We start from the raw sequence: 22072 nt of genomic DNA on the forward strand, positions 1-22072 counted from the left end.
CGGTGTGGCGCGCGATCACGGGATGTGCCGTGCGTCGAGCGCCGACAACTCGACGTCGAAACGTTCCGCGGTGAAGCCGTCGGCGAGTGCGCGGGTGAGCAACTGTGCCTGAGATTCGCCGGTCAGCCCGGTGATCGGCTGGTCGAGGTCGAGGTTGCTGGGGAACGCGTATCCCTCGGCACTGGCCGCGATCACGTTCGCCACCGCGCGCTGGTCACCGCTACCCGCGAGCTTCTGAAGGGCGGGATAGATCCACCGCAGCATCGCCGAGCGGTCCACCGCGTCCATGGCCCGGCCGAACGCCGACGACACCTGCAGCAGGTTGGCCATGCGTTTGATGTCCGACGACGTGTTGTGGCCCGCGGCGTGGAACAGCGCGGGATTGAAGAACACCGCGTCACCGGCCGCCAGTGGCAGTTGCACGTAGTTGTCGGCGAAGTAGCGGCGGAACTCGGGCAGGTTGAAGGCGAGATATCCGGCCTCGTAGCGCTGCGAGTAGGGGAGATACATCGTGGGTCCCGACTCGACCGGCATGTCGACGTGCGCGACCGCACCCTGCAGGGTGAGCGCAGGTGACAGGCGATGGACATGCGCGCGGAACATCTCGGCGGTATCGGTCGACATGAATCCGAGGTGGTAATCGCGATGCGGATTCTGTGCCTCCCCACCGGGATTGACGACGTTGACCGACGAGGTCATCTGATACCAGGGGCCGAGCCAGGCCTGGCAGACGAGAGCCAGGACGTCGTTGGCGTAGTAGCGGCTGTACAGCTCCGGATCGCGCTCGGCGAACTTCTGCAGCGCATTCCAGACCCGGTCGTTGGCGCCCGGCTTGGCGAAATGGTCGCCGTTGGCGATGCCTGCGTCGTGCTGGTCCGCGATGATCCGGCCGAACAGTGCGGTGGCCTCGGCCAGGCCGTGCCGTTCGTCGAAGGCCCCCGTGAACACGACGATGCCGGGGCCGTTCAACAAGGCGTCGGCCAGCTCGTCGGCGAGTACCTCGCGTGCTTCGTCGGTGGTCGCGGTCACCGCGGCCGAGTCGTAGAACAACACGCCGCGGTCGCTGTGGGAGGCATGCGGGTAATCGGCGAGATCGGTGCCGCGTTCGATGAGAGCCACGAAGTCGGCCAGGTCGCACTTGGCTTCGGTGATCCGGCCGGCGCCCAGGGCGGTGCCGTCGGTGCTGGCGCTGCGCAGTGTCATGCGGGCGTTCCTCTCGGGAATGAAGGTCTCGGCAAACAGGTCCTGGCGTTTCCGCCGGGTTCACCCGATCAGAATGGCAAGATCCTATTGTCCGGACAAGGGCATATTTCCATCAAGAATCCCTCAGGAGTGTTCCGTGCCACATCGCTATCCGATCCGCGAGATCGCCAGACAGGCCGGGGTCAGCGAGGCCACCGTGGACCGGGTCCTGCATCGACGGCCCGGTGTCCGCGGCGGCACGGTGTTGCAGGTGGAGCAGGCGATCGCTGATCTGGATCGGCAACACACCCAGCTGCGGCTGTCCGGTCGACGCTTCATGATCGATGTCGTCATGGAGACACCCCGCCAGTTCTCCGGCCTCGTGCGCGAGGCGCTGGAACTCGAGTTGCCGGGTCTGCGTCCCGCGGTGATCCGTGCGAGGTATCACCTGCGCGAGACCTGGGGTACCGACGAACTGATCGCCGAACTCGATCAACTCGCCCGGCACGGCAGTCACGGCGTGGTGCTCAAGGCGCCCGACACCCCGGAGGTCGCGGCTGCCATCGGGCGACTGACGGCCGTGCGGATCCCGGTCATCACGCTGGTCACCGACGTCCCGATGAGTACGCGGATCGCCTATGTCGGCATGGACAATCGCGCGGCCGGCGCCACCGCCGGCTATCTCATGTGTCAGTGGCTTCGCCACGTGTCGGCCGATGTGCTGGTGATGACCAGCAGCACCATGTTCCGCGGCGAGGAGGAACGGGAAATGGGGTTCCGGACCGCGATGCGTACCTACGATCCGGCGCGATGTCTCGTCGAGGTCTCCGAGTCCGACGGCCTCGACGAGACCTGCGCGGCGCTCACCACGCAGGCGTTGAGCGAGAATCGGGACATCGCGGCCGTCTACTCGATCGGTGGCGGGAATCGGGGGATCGTCGCTGCCTTCGCGGATGCCGACCGTACCTGCGAGGCATTCATCGGCCACGATCTCGGCGACGCCAACCGGACGCTTCTGCGCAGCGGACACCTCACCGCGGTGCTGCATCACGATCTGCGTGCGGACATGCGTCAGGTGGCCCACGCGGTGATGGCTTTTCACGGGGCGTTGCCGGGCGAACACCGGCCGCGCGCCTCGGGTATCCAGATCATCACGCCGCACAACGTGCCGGATTGAGCCGCGAAAACTTGTCATGACATATTAATGTCCGGGTTTCTGGTGTTAGTGTGGCCGGGTGACCACGCCCATCGCGGTGGAACTCGATCGGTCCACGCCGATTCCGCTGTACCACCAGCTCGCACAGGCCATCGAGGCCGCCATCGTCCGCGGTGACCTGACGCCCGGTGATCGACTCGAGAACGAACTCGACATGGCCGGTCGGCTCAAGTTGTCCCGGCCGACCATTCGGCAGGCGATCCAGGAGCTCGTCGACAAAGGCGTGGTGGTCCGCAAACGTGGTGTCGGCACACAGGTCGTGCAGAGCCCGGTCCACCGGTCGGTGGAGCTGACCAGCCTCTACGACGATCTGTCCACTGCCGGAATGCATCCCACCACCCAGCTGCTCGAGTACCGGATCAGCGTGCCCGACGACGAACTCCGCACCGAACTCGCGATGCCGGTCGGTGCCGAGGCGGTCACCGTCAAGCGCCTGCGCTGCGCGGGCGGGGAGCCGTTGGCGCTCATGGTCAATCACCTGCCCGCCGAGATCTGCCCGCCGGCAGGCGAACTCGAGAACGGCGGTCTGTACAAGGGCCTGCGCAGCAGGGGTGTGCACATCCGCCTCGCCCGGCAGCGCATCGGCGCGAAGGCCGCCTCCGAGGAGGAGGCCGCATTGCTCGGTGACCAGGCGGGGGCTCCGCTGCTCACCATGCAGCGCACCGCGTTCGACGACGCGGGACGTGTCGTCGAGGTCGGCCGGCACGCATATCGCGCAGATCGCTACTTCTTCGAGACCACCGTCGTCGACCGCTGACGGATCGCCGAGACGCCGAGCGTCACAGGATCATTCGGCCGGGGCCTGATCGGGGGAGTGCCCGGACACCGCCACCAGCAGATGGCGCACCGCCATCGCCCGCCGATGCGAGTTCCCCTCGAGTCGGTCCAACGCGCATTCCGGGTCGGCGGGCGGTCCGAGATGGGTGCAGCCGCGTGGACAGTCCTCGATGGCGTCGCGCAGGTCGTCGAAGGCATCGACGATGTCGTCGGGGGTGACGTGGGCGAGCCCGAAGGATCGGATACCGGGGGTGTCGACCACCCATCCCTGCGCTCCGGTGGTCCCGGGCAGCGGCAAGACCACCGACTGCGTGGAGGTGTGCCGGCCCTTGCCGACTCCCGACACCTCTGCGGTGGCCCGATCTGCTTCGGGTACCAGACGATTCACCAGCGTCGACTTGCCGACACCGGAATGTCCGATCAGTGCGGTGAGATGACCGGCGAGGATCGACGACACCGCGTCCAGGGGGTCGTCACGGCCGGCGAGCACGATGGGCAGGTCCAGGTCGGCGAATGCCGCGGTGAACTCGCGGGGATCGGCGAGGTCGGACTTCGTCAGGCAGAGCACAGGACTCAGTCCACCGACGTATGCCGCGGCCAGCGCGCGTTCGACGAAACCGGTGCGAGGCGGCGGATCGGCGAGGGCGGTCACGATCAACAACTGGTCGGCGTTGGCGACGACGATTCGTTCATACGGGTCGGTGTCGTCGGCGGTCCGACGCAGCACGGTGCTTCGTTCGGCCACCTTCACGATGCGCGCCAACGTGTCCGGGCGCCCGGTCAGGTCGCCGACCACCGACACCCGATCACCGACCACGACCGGGGTGCGGCCGAGTTCCCGGGCGCGCATCGCCACCACCACGCGATCCGGATCGTCGTCGACCGCGCAGCCCCACCGTCCCCGGTCGACCGACACCACCATCGCCTCGAGGGCGTCGTCGTGACTCGGACGCTGTTTGGTGCGGGGACGACTGCCCTTCCCCGGACGTACCCGGACATCGGATTCGTCGTAGGAGGACGGGCGCCGGGACACGTCAGATGTGCCCGATCATCCGCTGCCACATGCCCGGGAAGTCGGGCAGTGTCTTGCCTGTCGTCTCGATGTCGTCGACGCTGACGCCCTTGACGACCAATCCGATGAGCGCACCCGCGGTGGCCATTCGGTGATCGGCGTAGGACATCCAGACTCCGCCGTGCAGTGGTGCCGGCGTGATGCGCAGGCCGTCCGGCGTCTGTGCGCAGGTGCCGCCGAGGCGCTCGATCTCTGTGGAAAGTGCTGCCAGACGGTCGGTTTCGTGACCACGCAGGTGCGCGATGCCCGACAGCACCGACTCGCCGTCGGCCAGTGCGCACATCGCGGCGACCGTCGGGGTCAGCTCGCCGACGTCACGGAGATCGATGGTGATGCCGGTGAGTTTCTCTGGTCCGCGCACGGTCAACGCGCCGTCGTCGGCATGCTCGACGGCACAGCCCATCTCGGCGACGATGTCGACGATCTGCGCGCCCGGTTGTGTCGTGGTGACCGGCCAGCGCGGCACGGTGATCGCACCGCCGGTGACCGCGGCGGCGGCGAGGAACGCGGCGGCGTTGGACAGGTCCGGTTCGATCACCCAGTCGATCGCCCGGATCGGGCCGGGAGCCACGCGCCAGGTGGTGCGGTCGGGCCGCTCGACGTCCACCCCGGCCGTGGCCAGCATGGCCAGCGTCATCTCGATGTGCGGCATCGACGGGACCGGGGGACCGTCGTGATGGACGACGAGTCCGTCGTCGAAACGTGCCGCCGACAGCAGCAGGCCGGACACGAACTGCGACGACGCCGACGCGTCGATGGTCACCGTCCCGCCTCGTGCGGAGCCCCTCCCGGTGACGGTGAAGGGCAGACGGTCGCCGGAGATCTCGGTGCCCAGGCTGCGCAGTGCGTCCAGGATGGTGGCCAGGGGCCGGGCGCGCGCCTGTTCGTCGCCGTCGAACGCCACGACGCCCTCGGCGAAAGCGGCCACCGGCGGCAGGAACCGCATGACGGTGCCGGCCAGGCCACAGTCGACCTCGCCGCCGTGCAACGGGTGTGGTTCGATCCCGATCGTCGTCTCGTCGGCGGGGTCGGTGCGTACGCCGACACCCATGGCCGACAGACCCGACAGCATCAGGTTGGTGTCCCGACTGCGCAATGCGCCACGGATCGTCGACGGACCGTCGGCGAGGGCCGCGAGGATGAAGGCGCGGTTGGTGATCGATTTGGAGCCGGGCAGCTCGACGGTGGCCGCCACCGGTGCGGTGACGGTGGGCGCGCTCCAGGTGCTCATGCGCTCCAGTTTGTCATGTCGAACCGAGCCGTCGGACCACGCGAGGCCACGAGCGGCGTGTGTCGACGACCGTGTCGTCGCGCCATCACCGGGTGTCGCGCCGTAGCGGATGATCCGCGGGGACCTCGACGACGATGAGCGTCCGCCCGTCCGGGTCGGTGACATGCATCTCGATCAGCCCCCACGGCTCGGTGCGTGCCTCTCGAGCGATCGGTACCCCGGCGTCGCCGAGCTCCGACGCGGTCGAGGCGATGTCGCGGACCTGCAACCACAGGGCTGCGTCGGCCCCCTGGCCGGTGACCTCGTCCCGGGTCAGATGCGTCGGGATCTCGATGAGACCGTTGCCTGCGTGGAAGACGACACCGCCCGGGTACTCGCGTGCGACGGCGAGTTTCAGCCGGTCGCGATAGAACTCCTGTAGTCGGGCCGGATCGGGGGAACGCAGCAGGACCCGGCTGCCCAGCACCTCCATCGACTACTGGCCCTCGGTGGTGCCACCGGAGCCGCCGAGGGCGTGGCCCCGGTAGCTGTCGTTCCCATGTCGACCGGCTTCATAGGCGGCCCGCTCGCGCGCGATCCGGTCGGTCTCACCGATCGGGGTCGCGTCCTCGAACGCGAACGCCGGGTCGTGCGGATATCGGTGCGGTTGGTCGGGGTCGTCGTCGGCGAGCGCGTCGGCAGGCTCGATGTCGTGGCGTGGGCTGTCGGACATGCACCAACGATAGGCCGACAGGCACCGTTGTCGCGGGTGACCGGGCCGTTGACTTCGAGTCGCCGTCGACGTGAGGGCGCCCCGAGCGGGTCGGCGGGCATCGCGTGCACAATGGGCGTCGTGACGAGACAGGTGACGAGACGAAGTGCCGGGCTGTTGCTCTATCGGCGCGGTCTCGCGGGCCTCGAGGTGCTGATCGTGCATCCGGGGGGTCCGCTGTGGGCGCGCAAGGACGACGGGGCGTGGTCGATCCCCAAGGGCTTGTACGAAGAGGGAGAGGATGCCGCGACCACGGCACGCCGTGAGTTCGCCGAGGAGGTCGGTTCGCCGGCCCCGGACGGTCCGTCGGTGCCGCTCGGCGAGGTCACCCTCGCCAGCGGCAAGGTGGTGACCGCGTTCGGGCTGGAAGGCGATCTCGACCCGTCGACCGTGGCGAGCAACACGTTCGAGATGCAGTGGCCACCGAAGTCCGGTCGAATGCAGAGCTTCCCGGAAGTCGATCGTGCCGACTGGTGCACCCCCGATCTGGCCCGGACCAAACTCAATCCGGCACAGGCGGCATTCGTCGACCGCCTCGAGGCCGCTCTCCGTGCGGGCGGACCTCAGAGCAGGTAGAGCGCGGTCATCGCCTTCCACAGTTGCAGGTGGGGGTCCGTCGTGGGGTCGCGACGATCGATCAGATACGTCGTCGCCACCCCGCGCATACTCGACAACAACAGTGGAAATAGTTCGGGATATCTTGGCCGCGAGGTCAATTCGGGTCCGAGGAAGCCGGCGACCGCTCGGCGTACGGTCGGCCCGAGTTGCCGTTCGGTGGGCACCAACGCGCTGCGCAACGCCTCGTTGGTACGCGCCGCGATCCACAGCTCCATCGACGCCACGAAGTACGGCTGATGGAAGGTCGACCAGCCCAGGTCCACCGCGGGTCCGATCCGTTCGGCCGGGTCGTCGGGCCATTCCACCTGGGCGGGCATCTCCTCGATGCGGGTGCGGGCCAGATGATCGACCGCGGCCATCAGCAGTTTGTCGCGGGACGGATAGTGATGCAGCAACCGACCGCGGCTGACGCCGGCCTCGGCCTGGATGGCCAGCGTGCTGGTGTTGGCATATCCACGCTCGACGAGGACCCGGATGGCCGCATCCAGGATGCGGGTCCGCGACAGATCTCCGCGCCCTCGGGTTGCCGGTCCGGTTGGCCGCGTCACGTCTGGTACGCCGATCGCTTCACGGCAGGGATCCTATGACGTGCGCGGGAAACGGGTTCACACGTCAACAGGTTCACACGTCGAGGAAGTGGGGCAGCCCGGCTCGGTATCGCTTGCGGTCCTCGGCCTTGAACGGATCGAGTAACGGCAACTCCCAGAGGGGATGAACGGTGGCGGGGCGGGCGGGGCTGTCGGCCGCGGCGAGCACGGCGTTGGCCACGCGTCGGCCGGATTCGTTGGCGCCCTCCATCGTTGCGAGGTCGATGTTGGTGCGCACGTGGTCACCGGCGATGAAGAAGTTGGGGATGCGGGTATGAGCTGTCGGCCGATGCCGGTAGGAGCCCGCGGTGTTGACCATCAACGGTGTGGCGTTGGCGATCGTGGGATTCCAGGTGATCCCGGGATCGAGGGACCAGGTCACGATGTCCTCGCTGCGCAGGATTCGCTTGCCTCCGGCATTCATCGCGCGGCCCATCTGTGCCCACACCTCGCGGGCGATCTGCTGTTTGGTGCACTGGCGGGCGGGCTTGCCGTAGAGGATGCCGGGCTTCTCCCAATCGGAGATGTCGATCGACAGGCAATCCCGGGTTTGGCCGTCGCCGTAGGTCGTGGCGAAGTCGACTCCCCACGGCTTCGCCTGGTAGAGGCCGGTGAGCGCCCAGGGGGTGCCCATCGCCGCGATGTGGCCCGGGGGCAGGTCCGACGGTCGCGAGAGGAAGTACTGGATGCCGACCATCCAATCGTCCTGTAGCCGACGGATTCCCGCGAGTGATGGGTCAGCGGCGACCAGTGTCGGGGTGAGCAGCGGCTTGAGGCGGTCGAGGGGGATCGCCGAGACGTACCAGTCCGCATCGACGTTTCCGCCGGACTGTAGTCGGGCACCGGTGACGCGGCCGCCGGAGACGTCGAAGGCGGCGACGCCCTCGTCCATCACGAAGCTCACCCCGCGCCGGCGGAGGTAGGCCACCCACGGATCGATCCACGCATGATTGGTGGGCGCGTTGAGGATTCGGTCCACACCACCCTGGACGAGTCCGGCGTCGTACTGTCCGACGAGTCCGGTCGCCGAGGTGGCAAGTGCCAGACCGATCTGTCCGATCGTGCGCGCCGATGCCGTGTGCGACTTGGCCGCCACCAGGGCCCGGGTCAGCGCGCCGGCCAAATACGCCTGGTAGGCAGGAGATTTGCCCTTCGCTTTGACGAACTGCACCCAGGACTGGTTCTCCCACTGGCCGAGCCGGCGTTCGGTGCAGCTGGTCGCGATGACGAGTTCGCGCGTGACGAAATAGGCGAGTTCGGTCGGCGGGATGTCGACGACGAACTTGAGCCCGGTCGTGAAGGCGTTGCGCAGGTTGTCCAGGGCGACGATCGACGGCGCGTGTTCGACGAAACCCATGATCGACGCGGGCGCCGTGGTGGGCGCATACCCGGATTCGTCGAACGCGACCACCGCCGTCTCGACATTGATCAGATGTCGATCCTTGACGTTGCCGCCACCTGCGAGGGGGATGCGTTCCATGGATTCCGGCACGTGCTGATAGCAACCGGGGAAGAAGCGGAACCCGTGCTCACCGGGAAGTGCCCTGCGGCCGCCGCGGGCGGTGCCGGGCACATCGTGGCTGCGGGCCTTGCCGCCGAGGTACGCCGGCTCGTAGACGGTGACGCGGAAGCCTCGCTCGATCAGCTCGTGGGCGGTCGCCAGGCCGGACATCCCGCCGCCGAACACCGCGACGTCACGCCCGCGTGCCCGCCCGGATCGCGGCACGGCCTGGGCGGATGGGACGGCCACATTCGGCATGGCCACCGCGGTCCCCGCCAGGACCGCCGCAGCGGCCGCACCTTTCAGCACCGAACGCCGCGTGACATCCCCTGGGTTGTCGTCCATCGCGCATCCTCCTCATACCAGTCAGCCCTGACTGGTGTGAGGTGTATCACGTACGAGATGGAGTGTGGGACTGATTCGTCAAAGCGTCTCAAGAAACCTGGTCGATCGACCCGGTTTCGTCCGAACGGACCACAAACGGTGCGAGCAGATCGGGGGACACCGTTGTCATCACCATGGTCGATGCCGTCGGTTCGAGATCGACCGCGGCGTAGGCCTCGGTGCCCGCCGCCGTGGCGAGCACCGTTGTCTCGACGCCGCGTCGTCGCTGGAACCACGAGGCCCGTGTGGTCCATCCGACCACTCCGTCGCGGTCGATCGCATAGCGGTGTCGGGCGAGGCGGGGTGGAGCGATCACCACGGACCGCTCGCTGACCCGCACACCGAGGTGGCGATAGCGGATCAGTCCCGGCGCGACCGAGCCGAGCAGCACGAGCGCGCCGACGACGACCCATGGCCACGGCAACGGTCCGACGACCACGCCGACGACCACCGCCGCGGCGATCACCGCCCCGCCCCAGATGCTGCGGGTGACGCGACGGGCGAGTGCACCCGCACCGTGTCGTCGTAGGTGCCCGGTCAGCTCGTCGCCGTCGTGTGCCACCAGCTCGCCGACCCGGACCGCCTCGGCGGCGGGAGCCGGTGGTAACAGGAGCGGGGTCTTGTCCGAGCCTGTCGCGATCGCCTGCAGGCGTGCACCGCCGACCGGGCGCATCAGGATCGGTTCGTGAAAGTGGATGCCGCGGATGCGGTTCTCGTCGAGGCTGGTGACGTTGGTGGTCAGCAATCCGCGCCGGACGTGCAGGGTGTGGTCGTCGCGGCGGCGGGTGAGGGAGAAGTTCCAGTACGCGAGCAGATAGCCCGCCACCGACAGCGCCACGCCGACGACGAGAACCGCGACCACTATGCCGACCACCAGCACGGCGACCGGGATGTCGCGCACGGTGTCGACGACACGTTCGGCGGCCGTGGCACCGCGCTCGAAGAGGCCGGCTTCGTTGGCGGCCTGTGCGGCCAGCCCGGCCGCCGCGGCGGCTGTTGCGAAACCGGTCAACGAGAACGGTGCGAACCGTAACCAGGACATGTCCAGGCGCGACAACACCTCCGGAGGCGACGGCTCGTCGGCGGGGGTCTGGTCGCTCGGTGCTCTGGCGGTGTCCATGAGCCGCGCGTAGAGGGCCTGGGCATCGGTCGACCCGATGGCGTTGAGCTCCACCGTCGACGCGCCCTTGTCGGTCCCGGTGCCGATACGGATCTTGGTCAGGCGCAGGATGCGGTGGGGCGGGGACGCGGTCAGATCGACACTGCGGATACGGTCGCGCCGTGCCGTCGCGACCTTGCGTGTGATCAGGCCGGTGCGCAGGCGCACGTGTTCGTCGGTGACCTGGTAACGCGTCATGAGCCACGGCACCACCGTCACCAACGGGACCGCGACGATGGTGAGTACGACGCCCACATCCGGGGCGCCACGACCGGCGAACACGATCGCCAGGATCAGCGGGAACAGCTGGGGCAACTGCTCGATCGGGCGCACCGCGATCATCCAGGGGGACAGTCGGTGCCACTCGTCCGGTCGGTCGTCGGCGCGTACGGCGGGCTCAGGTCGCGTCATCGGTGTGGGTCTGGGTGCGGACGGTGAGGTCGGCGGCGGTGCGGCGGGCCACCTCTGCGTCGAGCCCGACGATGCGGATCGTGCCCGCCGACGACGCCGTCGTCACCGTCAATGTCGCGAGATTCAGCAGTTGTTCGATGGGCCCGGCCGCGGTGTCGACGATCTGGATGCGTGCGATCGGGATGATCACGCGGCTGCGGACGAACCAGCCGGACTGGGTGTAGACCGCGTCGTCGCTGATCTCCCAGCGATGAAAACGGTAGCGCCACAACGGGACAACGATCGCGTAAAAGGCGGTCACGGCAATGGTGAGAACACCGACGATGATGGCGGGCAGGCGCACCGGTTCGGCAAGGGCGGCGACCACCACGCAGATGGCGAGGAGCACGATGCCCGGGATCAGCGGTGCGGTGCGCCACATCGTCTTCGCGCGCTGGTCGACCTGGTGGACCGGCTCGCGAAGCAGGGCATGCGGTGTGGAGTCCATCGGCGCCCAGTCTATGGCCATCGTGTGTTCGTCCGGGTGCGGACGCGAGCACGACGACCTCGCCTCACTCAGAGGCGATCCGCGGCGTTCGGCGCGACGGCCGTCCAGGTCGAGTACTTCGCCGCGCGCAGGTCACCCGAGGACTGCCTGCGCAGCCGTCGCATCACCCACGGGGCCAGATGGCCACGATAGAAGCGCAGGTCGTCGGTGAGGCCGTAGCCGGGGTGCGGTGCAGGCGGGTCCGGTAGCACGGCGTCGTCGACTCCCATGGCCTGCAGGACCAATGCCGCGACCCGGCGATGACCGGTGGGGTTGAGGTGCAGCCGGTCGTCCGACCAGTAACCGGGGCCGCGGATCTCCTCGTCGTGGAAGACATCGACGAACGTGGCGCCCTCCTGGGCCGCGATGACTCCCGTCTCGTCCGTCAGGTGGGCGCACCGGCGGCGGATCGTCGAGCCGAACGGCAGGCCGTCGGACGGGTCGGCGCCCGCCAGCACGACCACGTCGATCCCCGCGTCACGGGCCCGGCGGACAGCGGTGCGGATGAGATCGAGCAGGTGTGCCGGATCGATGCCCGGACGCAGCGCGTCATTGCCGCCACCGTTGAACGTCATCACCGTCGGCAGCGGATCCAGTGCGAGCGCAGCGTCGATCTGCTCGGTGGCGATCGGTGCGAGCAGGCGGCCGCGCACCGCGAGGTTGGCATAATCGATGCCGCCGTTTGCGGCTGCGAGTCCCGCAGCGACGAGGTCGGCCCATCCGCGTGGGGTGTCCGGGCCCGATGGCTCGTCGCCGACGCCCTCGGTGAAACTGTCACCGACCGCAACGTAACGCACTGTGCTCCTTGATCTCCGGGGTCTCCCGTTTGTGAGTGGCTCGCTTGCTAGGTGATCGTCACGCCACCGTCGACGGCCAACGTCTGCCCGGTGACATACCCGGCGGCCGCCGACGCCAACCAGATCGCCGTGGCGGCCAGTTCGTCGCCATTGCCCATCCGGCCCAACACGACGCGGGGCAGCTGTGTCTCCAGGTATCCGTCGTGATAGGTGTCGGTCATCTCGCTGGCGAAGAAGCCGGGTGCGATGGCGTTGACGCGAATCCCCTTGCGCGAACCCCACTGTTGGGCCAGGTCTCGGGTCAATCCGATGACGCCGGCCTTGCTGGAGGCGTAGGCGGCCTGGGGGAGTCCGGCGGTGGTGATGCCCAGGACGCTCGAGATGTTGACGATGGCGCTGCCCGGTTGCATGACCCGGCCACAGGCCTGCGCCATCCAGTACGAACCGTTGAGGTTGACGTCGATGACCTGGCGGAACTGATCGGGGGTCTCGCGGGTAGCGGGGAACGCGGTGCCGATGCCCGCATTGTTGATCAGGACGTCGACCCGCCCGAAGGTCGCCATCGCCTTGTCGACGACGGCCTGGCACTGCTCGGGGTCGGCGACGTCGGCCGGCACCGACAATGCCTTGCGTCCCAAGGCCTCCACTGCGGCTGCGGTGTCGGTGAGTCGTTCGGCGCGGCGTGCGGCGAGCACGACGTCGGCGCCGGCTTCCGCGAATCCCTTGGCGAACGAGACGCCGAGTCCGGAGGATGCTCCGGTCACGACGACCACCTTGTCGGTCATGTCGAACAGGTCCAGTACGGACATCTATGGTCTCCTCGTGTACGTCGGTGTCTGTGGAATCGGGTGACGGCTCTACAGCCAGGCGGGATCGGTGTCGAGCGTGGTGCGGTCGCACGCCGAGACGAGCGCCAGCTGGGGCTCGGTCTTCGGCAGTTCGTAGCGGAAGAAGTACTGCGCCGCAGCACGTTTCCCGTCGTAGAAGTCGCCGGTGTGCTCGCCCACCGCGAGTAGCTGTTCGAGCCACAGCCAGGCGACGACGATGTGTCCGGCGGCCTCCAGATATGCGGTCGCATTCGCCAGCGCCACCGCCGGATCGCCGGTGGACCACGCCTTGGCAGTCGCCGAGATCAACTGGTCCAACGACTTTCGCAGGTCGGCCGCGTGCCCGGCGGTCGCCTGGCTCGACGACGCACGGTCGATGGTCGCACCGATCGTCTCGGCGAGCAGAGCGAGCCCCTTGCCGTCGCCCATCACGACCTTGCGACCGAGGAGGTCGAGGCCGTGGATGCCGTGGGTGCCCTCGTGGATGGGATTGAGTCGGTTGTCGCGGTAGTACTGCTCGACGTCGAACTCCTTGGTGTAGCCGTAGCCGCCGTGGATCTGGATGGCCAGACTGTTGGCCTCCAGGCACCACTGCGACGGCCAGCTCTTGGCGATCGGCGTGAGGACGTCGAGCAGCAACGATGCGCGGGCGTGTGCGTCACCGGTCGTGGTGGCCTGCTCGTCGACCAGTGCGCTGCAGTACAACTCGAGCGCCAGCGCACCTTCGACGTAGGACTTCTCGGCGAGCAGCATCCGCTTGACGTCGGCGTGCTCGATGATCGGGACCGGCGACGAGGACGGGTCCTTCTGATCGACCGGGCGGCCCTGGGTGCGTACCTTGGCATACTCCAGCGAGGCCAGATAGCCGGCGTACCCCAGAGCGGTGGCGAGGAATCCGACACCGATGCGGGCCTCGTTCATCATGTGGAACATGTACGACAGGCCGCGATGCTCCTCGCCGACGAGGTAGCCCACCGCACCCGATTCGGTTGTCGGACGATGGGTTCCGTCGCCGAAATTGAGCAGGGTGTTGGTGGTCGCGCGATTGCCCATCTTGTGGTTGAGGCCCACCAGGGCGACGTCGTTGCGGGTGCCGTCGGCGAGATACTTCGGCACGACGAACAGCGAGATGCCCTTGACGCCCGGACCACCCCCGGGCGCCTTGGCAAGGACGAGGTGCACGATGTTCTCGGCGAGTTCGTGCTCTCCAGCCGAGATCCACATCTTGGTGCCCGTGATCCGGTACGTGCCGTCGGGCGCAGGCTGGGCCTTGGTGGTGATGTCGGCCAGCGACGACCCGGCCTGTGGCTCGGACAGGCACATCGTCCCGAAGAAGCGGCCCTCGACCATCGGTCGCACCCAGGTGTCGATCTGTTCGGGTGTGCCGTACTCGGCCAACAGATTGGCATTGCCGACGGTCAGGAAGGCGTAGGACGACATCGCGGCGTTGGCGGCCTGGAACCAGGCACTCGACGCGCGGCTGATCACGGTCGGGAGTTGCATCCCGCCGAGTGTTTCGTCGAACGATCCGGCCATCAGCCCGGCCTTGCGGAACTCGTCGATACCCGCCGAGATCTCCGCGGGCAACACCACCTTGCCGTCGTCGCCGACGTACGGTTCGTTCTGGTCGCCGAGTTTGTTCACGGGGGCGAAGCACTTCACGGCGATGTCCTCGCTGAGTTCGAGGACGGCGTCGAAGGTCTCACGGGAGTGTTCGGCGAACCGGTCACGGCGGGTCAGAGCCTCGGCATCGAGCCATTCGTAGAGTAGGAACTCCAGATCCCGGCGGGACAGTGGGGCGGCCATCGGACTCCTTCGTCGCATAAGCAGTCGCTCATTTTCTAAGCGCTCGCTTATGATGCATCGTACAGGTCGGTCGGGTCAACGAGACAGAAGATGAGGCGCGCGATGACGAGTACGCGGGGCACCGACTCCGTCGCGGCGGAGCGGATCCGCAACGCAGCGATCGCGTCGTTCGCCGAGGTCGGGTACGGCGGGACGTCGACGCGGCAGATCGCCAAGCGGCTGAACATGAGTGCGGCGGCGATGTATCCGCATTACCGCTCCAAGGAGGAACTGCTCTACGCGATCGCCCTCGAGGGGCATCGCGGGGTGCTCGCGGCTCTGCGCGCCGTGGACGACGACACGCAGCCGGCAGGCGAGCGCCTGCGTGCGGTGGTCAGTGAGTTCACTCGATGGCAGGCCCGCCATCACGATCACGCCAAGGTCGTCCAGTACGAACTGCACGGTCTGACGCGGGCGCACTATCGAGAGATCGCCGCGATCCGGCGCGAGACGACCGAGGTGCTGACGGTGATCGTCCGTCACGGCGTGGCGTCGGGCGAGTTCGACGCCACCGAACCCGACGATGCGGTACTCGCCTTGTCGTCGCTGTGTGTGGATGTGTGTCGCTGGTTCCCGTCACGCACCCACCGGGACCCGGTGGCGCTCGGTCGGGCATACGCGGACCTCGCGGTGCGGATGGTGCGATCGGTCTAGATGCCCAGAGGCGTTCCGGTGATCGAACCCCAGGTGAAGTCGCCGTGATCGCTGCCGAGTCCGGTGGCCACGATGCCTGCCACCGCGCATCCGACACGGGCCGAGTCGAGTAGATCCAGGTCGTGTCCGCGTGCGGCGAGGAAGCCGGCCGAGAACGCATCGCCGCAGCCGCTGGTGTCGACCACCGAGACCTCCTGCGCGGGTGCATGTTCGGCGTCGTCGGCGGTCACCACATAGGCGCCGTCGGCGCCCGCGGTGGGTGCCACACAGGACACGCCCTGCTCGATCAGCATGCGACACCCGGTGATCAGATTGGTCTCACCGGTGAACCCGCGGACCTGATCGTCGTTGGGCAGCAGGTAATCCAGGTGTGCGAGTACGGGTTCGATCCAGGCGAGCACGCCGGGATCGCCGTCGGCCAGGATGTCCGCGGACACCGTGGTCCCGGTCGCCCGGATGTCGGCGAGCAGGGGTGCGAGTTCGGGCGGGTTGAGCAGCTCGGGTGCCCCGATGTGCACGTGATCGACACCGGTCAGCAACTCCAGTGGTGCCTCGGCCAGCGGGTACGCGAGGTTGGCGCCCGGCAGGTGCAGGGCCGGACGGTCGCCGTTGCTGCGGATGGGCAACACGCTCATCGACGTCGGCTGAGCCGTGGTCAGCAGGTGGGTGGTGTCGACGCCGAATCGACCGAGCGCATCGGCGAGCAGACGACCCGGATCGTCGTCGCCGACCGCGCCGACGGTGTACACCTCGGCACCGAGTTTGGCCAAGGTGAGCGCGGTGCCGCCGGCCGGACCCGCCGCCGACATCCGGATGTCGCGTACCAGTGCCGCGCCCTGCCCCTCGGGGATCTCGTCGACGGGGGTGGCCAACACGTCGAGGACGTGGGCTCCGAAGGTGGCGACTCTCATGCTTTCCTCCCGGGGAACGGTGTGTACTGGCGGCGCACAGCGGTGGTGATGACCTCCACGACAGCGTCGGGGTCGAGGGTCGCGGGGGCGGCGACGGCTGCCGAGCGCAGGTAGACGTCGGCCAGCCAGTCGACCAGTTCGATGCGGTCGCAAGCGGATTCGAGGTCGTCGCCGTACGCCACCGATCCGTGGTTGCGCATCAGAGCTGCGGTGCGATCGGTGAGTGCGTCGGCGACGCCGTCGCCGAGTTCCCGGCTGCCGAACACCGCATACGGTGCCACCCGGATGGAACCACCGAGCAGCGCCGCCGTGTAGTGCACCACCGGGAGTTCGTCGACGATGTTCGCCACCGCGATCGAGCTGACCGGATGCGCGTGCACGACCGCGGTCGCCGACGTCCGCCGGTACACGTCGAGATGGATGTGCAATTCGGAAGTCGGTGTGTGCTGGGTCGACTCGACGACCGTCCCGGAATGGTCGACGAGGACCATCTGTTCGGCGGTGACGTCGGCGAGCCGGCACCCCGAGGGGGTGAGCAGGACGTGCTCATCGGCCCGGACCGAGAGGTTGCCGCCGGTACCGTGCGTCATCCCGGCGGCCGCGAGTCGATGTGCTGCTGTCGCCAGGGCGGCGCGTAGATCGGGGAATCGCAGGTCGGTGGTGGACACGGTGAGAGACTACGCCGCCGGTGTCCTCCGAGCGTGGGTCATCCGTTCGGACGAACCGGACGGATTGACGGAACCGAGAGCGGCTCACGCGCGTCCAATGTCCAACAGCCGTCGATGGGAGGGATGATGCGCGCCGAGGATCTCACCGATCTTCGTGAACTGGTCAGGTCTCGTGTGATCCCGGGCTTCGTCGATCGCCTCGAGCTCGAGGCCGACGTGCGGGACTGGGCAGAAGATGTCGGGGCCGACACCGACGATGCGCTTGCCGTCGCGCGGCAGCTGTGGGCGCAGCGGATCGACGAGCAGCGCGGATGGTCCGACACCGGCGATTACGGCCGTCTGGCCGATGCGTTCGCAGAACTCGACGCGGCCGGCATCCTCGCCCGGATGAACTTCTCCTGCTGCAGCCGCTGTGCCACGCAGGAGATCGACGCGCAGCGCACCCCCGACCCGGATCGTGACGACTGGTATCTGTTCCGCGAGTGGGCGTATGTCTTCTTCCACGAGCAGGATGCCGAGCGCCTCGCCGACGACGACCCGATGCTCTACCTGGGGTACAGCGCATTTCGGCCGCATCCGTCATTGCCGGAGGAGTTGCTCGACGCGATGTCCGACGGTGATGTGCAGGCCGAGCGCACCGCCTACGAGCGCACCGAGACGCTGGTCGGCGAGCAGATCGTCGCCACCCTACAGCGTCACGGACTGGATGTCCGGTGGTCGCAGGCGCGCCGTGACCGCATCGTCGTGCACGTTCCGCAGTGGCGAAAACCGCTGCCACACAGCGGTATCTGAGGCCCCGGGGGATTGGGGAGAATGGCGGCGGTGCGCGTTGGCACCGTCGCCATTCGTAGCGGGATCAGTGCCGTGGATCCGGGTCACCAGACGGCCCGGATCCACGGCACAATGTGTTCGCTCTCGTCGACGTCAGCCGGCGCTCGACGTCTCGCCCAGCACGCGGTACATCGCGGTCTCGAAGTCGAGGTAGCGATCGAGTGCGGTCGGATCGGCGAACGGAAAGACCTGTGTCGCCCAGAAGCCGCCGATCTTGGTACGGCGGTCGATCCAGTAGTAGAGGTTGGCCAGACCGGCCCATGCCAATGAGCCGGCCGGTCGGCCGGTGGGCGCGTCCTGGTCGTTGATCATGAACGTCAGGCCCCACGATTTCGGCATGCCGGGGAAGAACTCACAGTCGTTGGCGATCCGCGGGTTCACCCCGGGCAGGCGTTTCACCGCGAGATCACCGAGGTGGTTGCGTTCGGCAAAGGCCACCGTCTCGGGGCGAAGGACCTGGTCGCCGCTGTCGGACCGGCCGTCGTTGAGCCACATGCGGATGAACGACAGGTAGTCGCGCACGGTGGAATACAGTCCGTGCCCACCCATCTGCACTTCCGGGTTCTCGGGCAGCGCCCATCGGTGATCGGCGCGCAACGAACCGTCGGCCGCGCGATGATGCATCGTCGCGCGGCGCCCGGCGGACTCCCAGCCGAGACCGAACGACGTCTCGGACATCCCCAGTGGCGAGAACACGTACTCCGACATCGCCTCGCCGAGTCGCATTCCGGTCACGCCCTCGATGACCAGGCCCGCCCAGTCCATGTTGGAGCCGTACTCCCACTCGGTGCCCGGATCGAACAACAGTGGTGTCTCCAGCGAAGCCAGCTTGCCGCTGATCACGCCGGGTACCCCGAGTTCGCGGGCCAGCCGTGAGTACGTCTCGTTGAAGAAGTCGTAACCGAAACCTGCTGTGTGGGTGAGGAGTTGGTGGGTGGTGATGTCGGTCTTCGGATTGCGCAGCCGCGGGTTGCCGTTGTCGTCGAAGCCTTCGATCACCTGCGCGTTCGCCAAACGCGGCGCGTACTGCCTGGCGGGCGCATCCAGGTCGAGCAAGCCCTTCTCGACGAGCTTCAGCGCGAGGGTGCCGGTGATCGCCTTGGTGGCCGAGAACATCGCGAACACGGTGTCGGTGGTCATCGCGTCGGGCCGATCGATCGCGCGCACCCCGGCGGCGGACATCGCGATCGTCCGAGCGTCGGTGGTCACCCCGGCGACCACGCCCGGCATTCGGGGTGAGCCCGTCGTGGCGGCGGTGGTGACCTCGTCGAGTGCCTGGGCAACAGTGCGGGGATCGGCGACCGGGGTACTCATGTGGCGCAGTGTAGAGGTGTCGGGACGTCGCACGGCCGGGGCGTCCTGCAGACACGCGGTCGGACCCGGTCCGCGGTCATCGGCCCCCGTGGGTCGGCAGAGACGACACGAACTCACCGAGGCGACGGATACCTTCTGTGAGGTCGTCGACCGAGGCCGCATACGACAGTCGGATGTGATCGTCGGCGGTGTGATGGCCGAAGTCCTTGCCCGGCGTGAGCGAGACATGCGCCTCGTGCAGCGCTCTCGCGCAGAACTCCCAGGATGTCAGTCCCGTGCTGCGCACGTCGATGTAGACGTAGAAGGCGCCATCGGGCACGACAGGTACGTCCAATCCGATGCGGGCCAGACCGTCGATGACGAGGTCGCGCCGGATCCGGAACTCCTCGCGACGCGCCTGCGCCAGCACGAGGGTTTCGTCGGTGAAGCAGGTCAGCGCCGCGAGCTGCGACGGTGTGGGCGGGCAGATGTAGTAATTCTGGGCGAGCCGCTCCATGACCGGGACCAGATCGTCGGGCACCACACACCATCCCAGCCGCCAGCCGGTGAGACCCCAGTACTTCGAGAAACTGTTGACGACGATGGCGTCCGGGTCGTCGGCCAGGATGCTGCGCGTGCCGCGGCCGTCCGCGTCGTCGGCGAGCCCGAGATAGATCTCGTCGACGATGCGCCAACCGCCGCGCTCACCGATCTGTCCGCACATCTGCACGAGTTCGTCGTGGGGCACCGACGTCCCGGTCGGGTTCGACGGCGACGCGATCATCACCCCGCGCGTGTCGCGACCCCACGTCTCGGCGACGAGGTCGGCGGTGAGTTGGAACCGGGTGGCCGGTGTCGTCGGGACGAGGCGCACCCGCGCACCGAAACCCTCGGCGAACTGTCTGTTGCACGGGTACGACGGATCGGCGACCAACACCTCGTCGCCGGGGTCGATGAGGGCGGCGCAAGCGAGCAACAGGGCGGCTGAGGCACCCGACGTCACCACCACACGCTCGGCGGGCACCTGTGCCCCGAAATGTGTCGCGTGGAAATCGGCGATCGCCGCCCGCAGTTCCGGCAGTCCCAACGCGTCGGTGTACGCCAGTGGCCTGCCGTCGGTCAGTTCCCGGACGGCGGCCAGAAACGCTGGGGGAGCACCGAAGTCGGGTTCGCCGATGCTGAGCTTCACGACGTCGTGGCCGGCTGCCTGCAGCTCGGCGGCATGCTTGGCGAACTCCATGGCGTAGAACGGGGCAACCGATTCTGCGCGGCGTGAGATCCGTGTGGGGGAGATGCTCATGGGGCCATTGTGGCCCCATGAGCGATCGTCACGGAATCAGGTTGAACGTGTCCGGGTCGGGCCCGGTGCGTTCGTCGCGATTGAGCCCGTCGATGGCCGCGACGTCCTCGGGGGACAGTTCGAAGTCGAAGAGTTCGAGATTCTCCTGGACCCGTGAGCGCGTCACGGACTTGGGGAACACGATGTCGCCACGCTGGATGTGCCAACGCAGCGTGACCTGTGCGGGGCTGCGGCCCTTCTCCTGGGCGATCTTGCCGATGACGGGATCGTCGGCGACCGCACCCTTCGCGATCGGCGACCAGGCCTCGGTGGCGATGCCGTGGTCGGCGTTGAAGGCGCGCAGCGAGTTCTGGGTCAGATAGGGATGGACCTCGATCTGGTTGGCGGCGGGCACGATCTCGGTCTCGGCGAAGAGCCGTTCGAGATGGGCCTGCTGGAAGTTGGAGACACCGATCGCACGCGCCTTGCCGTCTGCGTAGATCTTCTCCATGGCGCGCCACGTCTGGACGTAGTCGATGTCGCTGCCCGGCATCGGCCAGTGCACCAGGAACAGATCCACCGCGTCGACGCCGAGGTCGGCGAGTGTCCGGTCCGCGGCGGCCAGCGCGTCGTCGTACGCGTGGAAGCCGTTGTTGAGCTTGCTGGTGATGAACACCTCGTCGCGGCGCAGGCCGGAGTCGCGGACGGCCTCACCGACGCCCTTCTCGTTGCCGTACATCTCGGCGGTGTCGATGTGCCGGTAACCCAGCTCGAGCGCGGTCAGCGTCGCCTCGCGGGTCTGCTCCGGTGGGATCTGGAAGACCCCGAACCCGAGCTGCGGGATCGTCACACCGTTGTTGAGAGTGATTGACGGAACGGGCACCTGGTCACCTTTCGTCGTGGTCGGGGTCGCGTCGATGCGACCACGATTGGTGTAAGGGATCACCGCGCTCGTGTATTCCGACGTGCCCCGATCGCGGACCGCAGCGCGGTGTCGACCGCGCCCACCGCCCGTCAGGTGCGATACCAGGCCCGCGGGTCGTCACGCAGGGCCTTGTCGATCCGCAGTCGAGAGGTCGCGGCCAGCGAGGCGGGCAGCTCGTCGGGAGCGAACCAGGCGACCGCGGTGTTCTCGTCGTCGGCCGGATGCGGTTCGCCCGACAGATGCCGGGCGAGGAAACACACGTCGAGGTAGTGCGTCCGGTCGCCGTTCGGGTAGGTGATCATCGGCGTGACGTCGACACTGGTCAGCCGGAGAACCTCGGCGTGGGTACCGGTTTCCTCGACGATCTCGCGAACAATGGCGCGGGCGGGTTGCTCACCCGGCTCCAGGACGCCCGACACCACCGCCCATTCGTGCGTGTCGGCGCGGTGGGTGAGCAGGACACGACCGGTGTCGTCGACCACCACGGCGCTCACCCCGGACAGCCACAGTGGGTCGTGTCCGACATGGCGGCGCAGTTCGCGGATGAAGTCCGGGATCGGCATACCCGCCATACTGCCGTGCGCGGCACGGCCCAGGTAACACGGTGTTGTCGGTGCCCGATGATTC

At 67.8% G+C, this 22072-nt stretch carries 23 protein-coding genes; 5 read left to right on the forward strand and 18 right to left on the reverse strand.

Annotated features, from left to right (window positions below; genetic code table 11):
• Positions 1-15 precede the first annotated feature (15 nt).
• On the reverse strand, positions 16-1203 hold the full coding sequence (locus AAFP35_RS06345; protein WP_419220700.1) for a phytanoyl-CoA dioxygenase family protein: 1188 nt from the start codon (positions 1201-1203) through the stop codon (positions 16-18).
• 136 nt (positions 1204-1339) lie between these two features.
• On the opposite strand from AAFP35_RS06345, the gene AAFP35_RS06350 reads away from it, so the two are divergent.
• Together AAFP35_RS06350 and AAFP35_RS06355 are read left to right on the forward strand one after the other, a co-directional pair.
• The gene (locus AAFP35_RS06350; protein ID WP_419220701.1) at positions 1340-2359 is read left to right on the forward strand and encodes a LacI family DNA-binding transcriptional regulator; all 1020 of its coding nucleotides are present in this window, start codon (positions 1340-1342) and stop codon (positions 2357-2359) included.
• A gap of 58 nt (positions 2360-2417) precedes the next feature.
• Positions 2418-3155 (forward strand): GntR family transcriptional regulator, encoded by a 738-nt coding sequence (locus AAFP35_RS06355; RefSeq protein ID WP_419220702.1) that lies wholly within the window; start codon positions 2418-2420, stop codon positions 3153-3155.
• Positions 3156-3185: 30 nt separating this feature from the next.
• On the opposite strand, the gene rsgA is transcribed toward AAFP35_RS06355, so the two are convergent.
• The 4 genes from rsgA to AAFP35_RS06375 form a co-directional block, all read right to left on the reverse strand.
• Positions 3186-4208 carry a ribosome small subunit-dependent GTPase A gene (gene rsgA / locus AAFP35_RS06360; protein ID WP_419220703.1) on the reverse strand — a complete coding sequence of 341 codons (1023 nt, stop codon included), beginning with the start codon at positions 4206-4208 and terminating at the stop codon, positions 3186-3188.
• 1 nt (position 4209) lies between these two features.
• Entirely contained in the window at positions 4210-5478 is a 1269-nt protein-coding gene (gene aroA, locus AAFP35_RS06365; protein WP_419220704.1) for a 3-phosphoshikimate 1-carboxyvinyltransferase, read from the reverse strand.
• An 85-nt stretch (positions 5479-5563) separates the two neighbouring features.
• Positions 5564-5950: a VOC family protein gene (locus AAFP35_RS06370; RefSeq protein WP_419220705.1), complete on the reverse strand. Its 387-nt coding sequence runs from the start codon at positions 5948-5950 to the stop codon at positions 5564-5566.
• 3 nt (positions 5951-5953) lie between these two features.
• Positions 5954-6190, reverse strand: coding sequence for a hypothetical protein (locus AAFP35_RS06375; RefSeq protein ID WP_419220706.1), 237 nt, complete (start codon positions 6188-6190; stop codon positions 5954-5956).
• Positions 6191-6301: 111 nt separating this feature from the next.
• Here AAFP35_RS06375 and AAFP35_RS06380 point away from each other — a divergent pair, with 111 nt between their 5' ends.
• Complete coding sequence (locus AAFP35_RS06380) at positions 6302-6805, forward strand: NUDIX domain-containing protein (protein WP_419220789.1); 504 nt, start codon at positions 6302-6304, stop codon at positions 6803-6805.
• Here the strand turns inward: AAFP35_RS06380 and AAFP35_RS06385 are convergent.
• The 7 genes from AAFP35_RS06385 to AAFP35_RS06415 all read right to left on the reverse strand — a co-directional run bounded on the left by AAFP35_RS06385 (position 6793) and on the right by AAFP35_RS06415 (position 14845).
• Positions 6793-7395, reverse strand: coding sequence for a TetR/AcrR family transcriptional regulator (locus AAFP35_RS06385; protein WP_419220707.1), 603 nt, complete (start codon positions 7393-7395; stop codon positions 6793-6795). The genes AAFP35_RS06380 and AAFP35_RS06385 overlap by 13 nt on opposite strands.
• A 73-nt stretch (positions 7396-7468) precedes the next feature.
• Positions 7469-9280, reverse strand: a complete 1812-nt coding sequence (locus tag AAFP35_RS06390; RefSeq protein WP_419220708.1) for a hydroxysqualene dehydroxylase — start codon at positions 9278-9280, stop codon at positions 7469-7471.
• Between the two features lie 88 nt (positions 9281-9368).
• Positions 9369-10889 carry a PH domain-containing protein gene (locus tag AAFP35_RS06395; RefSeq protein ID WP_419220709.1) on the reverse strand — a complete coding sequence of 507 codons (1521 nt, stop codon included), beginning with the start codon at positions 10887-10889 and terminating at the stop codon, positions 9369-9371.
• Positions 10876-11376: a PH domain-containing protein gene (locus tag AAFP35_RS06400; protein ID WP_419220710.1), complete on the reverse strand. Its 501-nt coding sequence runs from the start codon at positions 11374-11376 to the stop codon at positions 10876-10878. Before AAFP35_RS06400 ends, AAFP35_RS06395 begins: the two co-directional genes overlap by 14 nt.
• Positions 11377-11444: 68 nt before the next feature.
• Complete coding sequence (locus AAFP35_RS06405) at positions 11445-12212, reverse strand: SGNH/GDSL hydrolase family protein (RefSeq protein WP_419220711.1); 768 nt, start codon at positions 12210-12212, stop codon at positions 11445-11447.
• A gap of 47 nt (positions 12213-12259) precedes the next feature.
• Positions 12260-13021, reverse strand: coding sequence for an SDR family NAD(P)-dependent oxidoreductase (locus AAFP35_RS06410; protein ID WP_419220712.1), 762 nt, complete (start codon positions 13019-13021; stop codon positions 12260-12262).
• A gap of 48 nt (positions 13022-13069) precedes the next feature.
• Entirely contained in the window at positions 13070-14845 is a 1776-nt protein-coding gene (locus tag AAFP35_RS06415) for an acyl-CoA dehydrogenase (RefSeq protein WP_419220713.1), read from the reverse strand.
• Positions 14846-14947: 102 nt separating this feature from the next.
• Between AAFP35_RS06415 and AAFP35_RS06420 the strand changes: the two genes are divergently transcribed.
• A complete protein-coding gene (locus AAFP35_RS06420) occupies positions 14948-15538 on the forward strand; it encodes a TetR/AcrR family transcriptional regulator (RefSeq protein WP_419220714.1) in 591 nt (196 codons plus the stop codon).
• Here the strand turns inward: AAFP35_RS06420 and AAFP35_RS06425 are convergent.
• Together AAFP35_RS06425 and AAFP35_RS06430 are read right to left on the reverse strand one after the other, a co-directional pair.
• Positions 15535-16449, reverse strand: coding sequence for a carbohydrate kinase family protein (locus tag AAFP35_RS06425; RefSeq protein ID WP_419220715.1), 915 nt, complete (start codon positions 16447-16449; stop codon positions 15535-15537). The two genes, AAFP35_RS06420 and AAFP35_RS06425, sit on opposite strands and share 4 nt — an antisense overlap.
• Positions 16446-17117, reverse strand: a complete 672-nt coding sequence (locus AAFP35_RS06430) for a class II aldolase/adducin family protein (RefSeq protein ID WP_419220716.1) — start codon at positions 17115-17117, stop codon at positions 16446-16448. The genes AAFP35_RS06425 and AAFP35_RS06430 overlap by 4 nt, the downstream gene beginning before the upstream one ends.
• 126 nt (positions 17118-17243) lie before the next feature.
• Between AAFP35_RS06430 and AAFP35_RS06435 the strand changes: the two genes are divergently transcribed.
• Positions 17244-17909 carry a DUF6891 domain-containing protein gene (locus AAFP35_RS06435; RefSeq protein ID WP_419220717.1) on the forward strand — a complete coding sequence of 222 codons (666 nt, stop codon included), beginning with the start codon at positions 17244-17246 and terminating at the stop codon, positions 17907-17909.
• A 132-nt stretch (positions 17910-18041) separates the two neighbouring features.
• Here AAFP35_RS06435 and AAFP35_RS06440 read toward each other — a convergent pair whose 3' ends face one another.
• The 4 genes from AAFP35_RS06440 to AAFP35_RS06455 all read right to left on the reverse strand — a co-directional run bounded on the left by AAFP35_RS06440 (position 18042) and on the right by AAFP35_RS06455 (position 22008).
• A complete protein-coding gene (locus AAFP35_RS06440) occupies positions 18042-19262 on the reverse strand; it encodes a serine hydrolase domain-containing protein (protein WP_419220718.1) in 1221 nt (406 codons plus the stop codon).
• Between the two features lie 76 nt (positions 19263-19338).
• Positions 19339-20541, reverse strand: coding sequence for a pyridoxal phosphate-dependent aminotransferase (locus AAFP35_RS06445; protein WP_419220719.1), 1203 nt, complete (start codon positions 20539-20541; stop codon positions 19339-19341).
• A gap of 28 nt (positions 20542-20569) precedes the next feature.
• The gene (locus AAFP35_RS06450) at positions 20570-21403 is read right to left on the reverse strand and encodes an aldo/keto reductase (protein ID WP_419220720.1); all 834 of its coding nucleotides are present in this window, start codon (positions 21401-21403) and stop codon (positions 20570-20572) included.
• 131 nt (positions 21404-21534) lie between these two features.
• Complete coding sequence (locus tag AAFP35_RS06455) at positions 21535-22008, reverse strand: NUDIX hydrolase (RefSeq protein WP_419220721.1); 474 nt, start codon at positions 22006-22008, stop codon at positions 21535-21537.
• Positions 22009-22072: the final 64 nt, after the last annotated feature.

The organism is Gordonia sp. CPCC 206044 (genome assembly GCF_048537895.1).
Lineage (GTDB): Bacteria > Actinomycetota > Actinomycetes > Mycobacteriales > Mycobacteriaceae > Gordonia.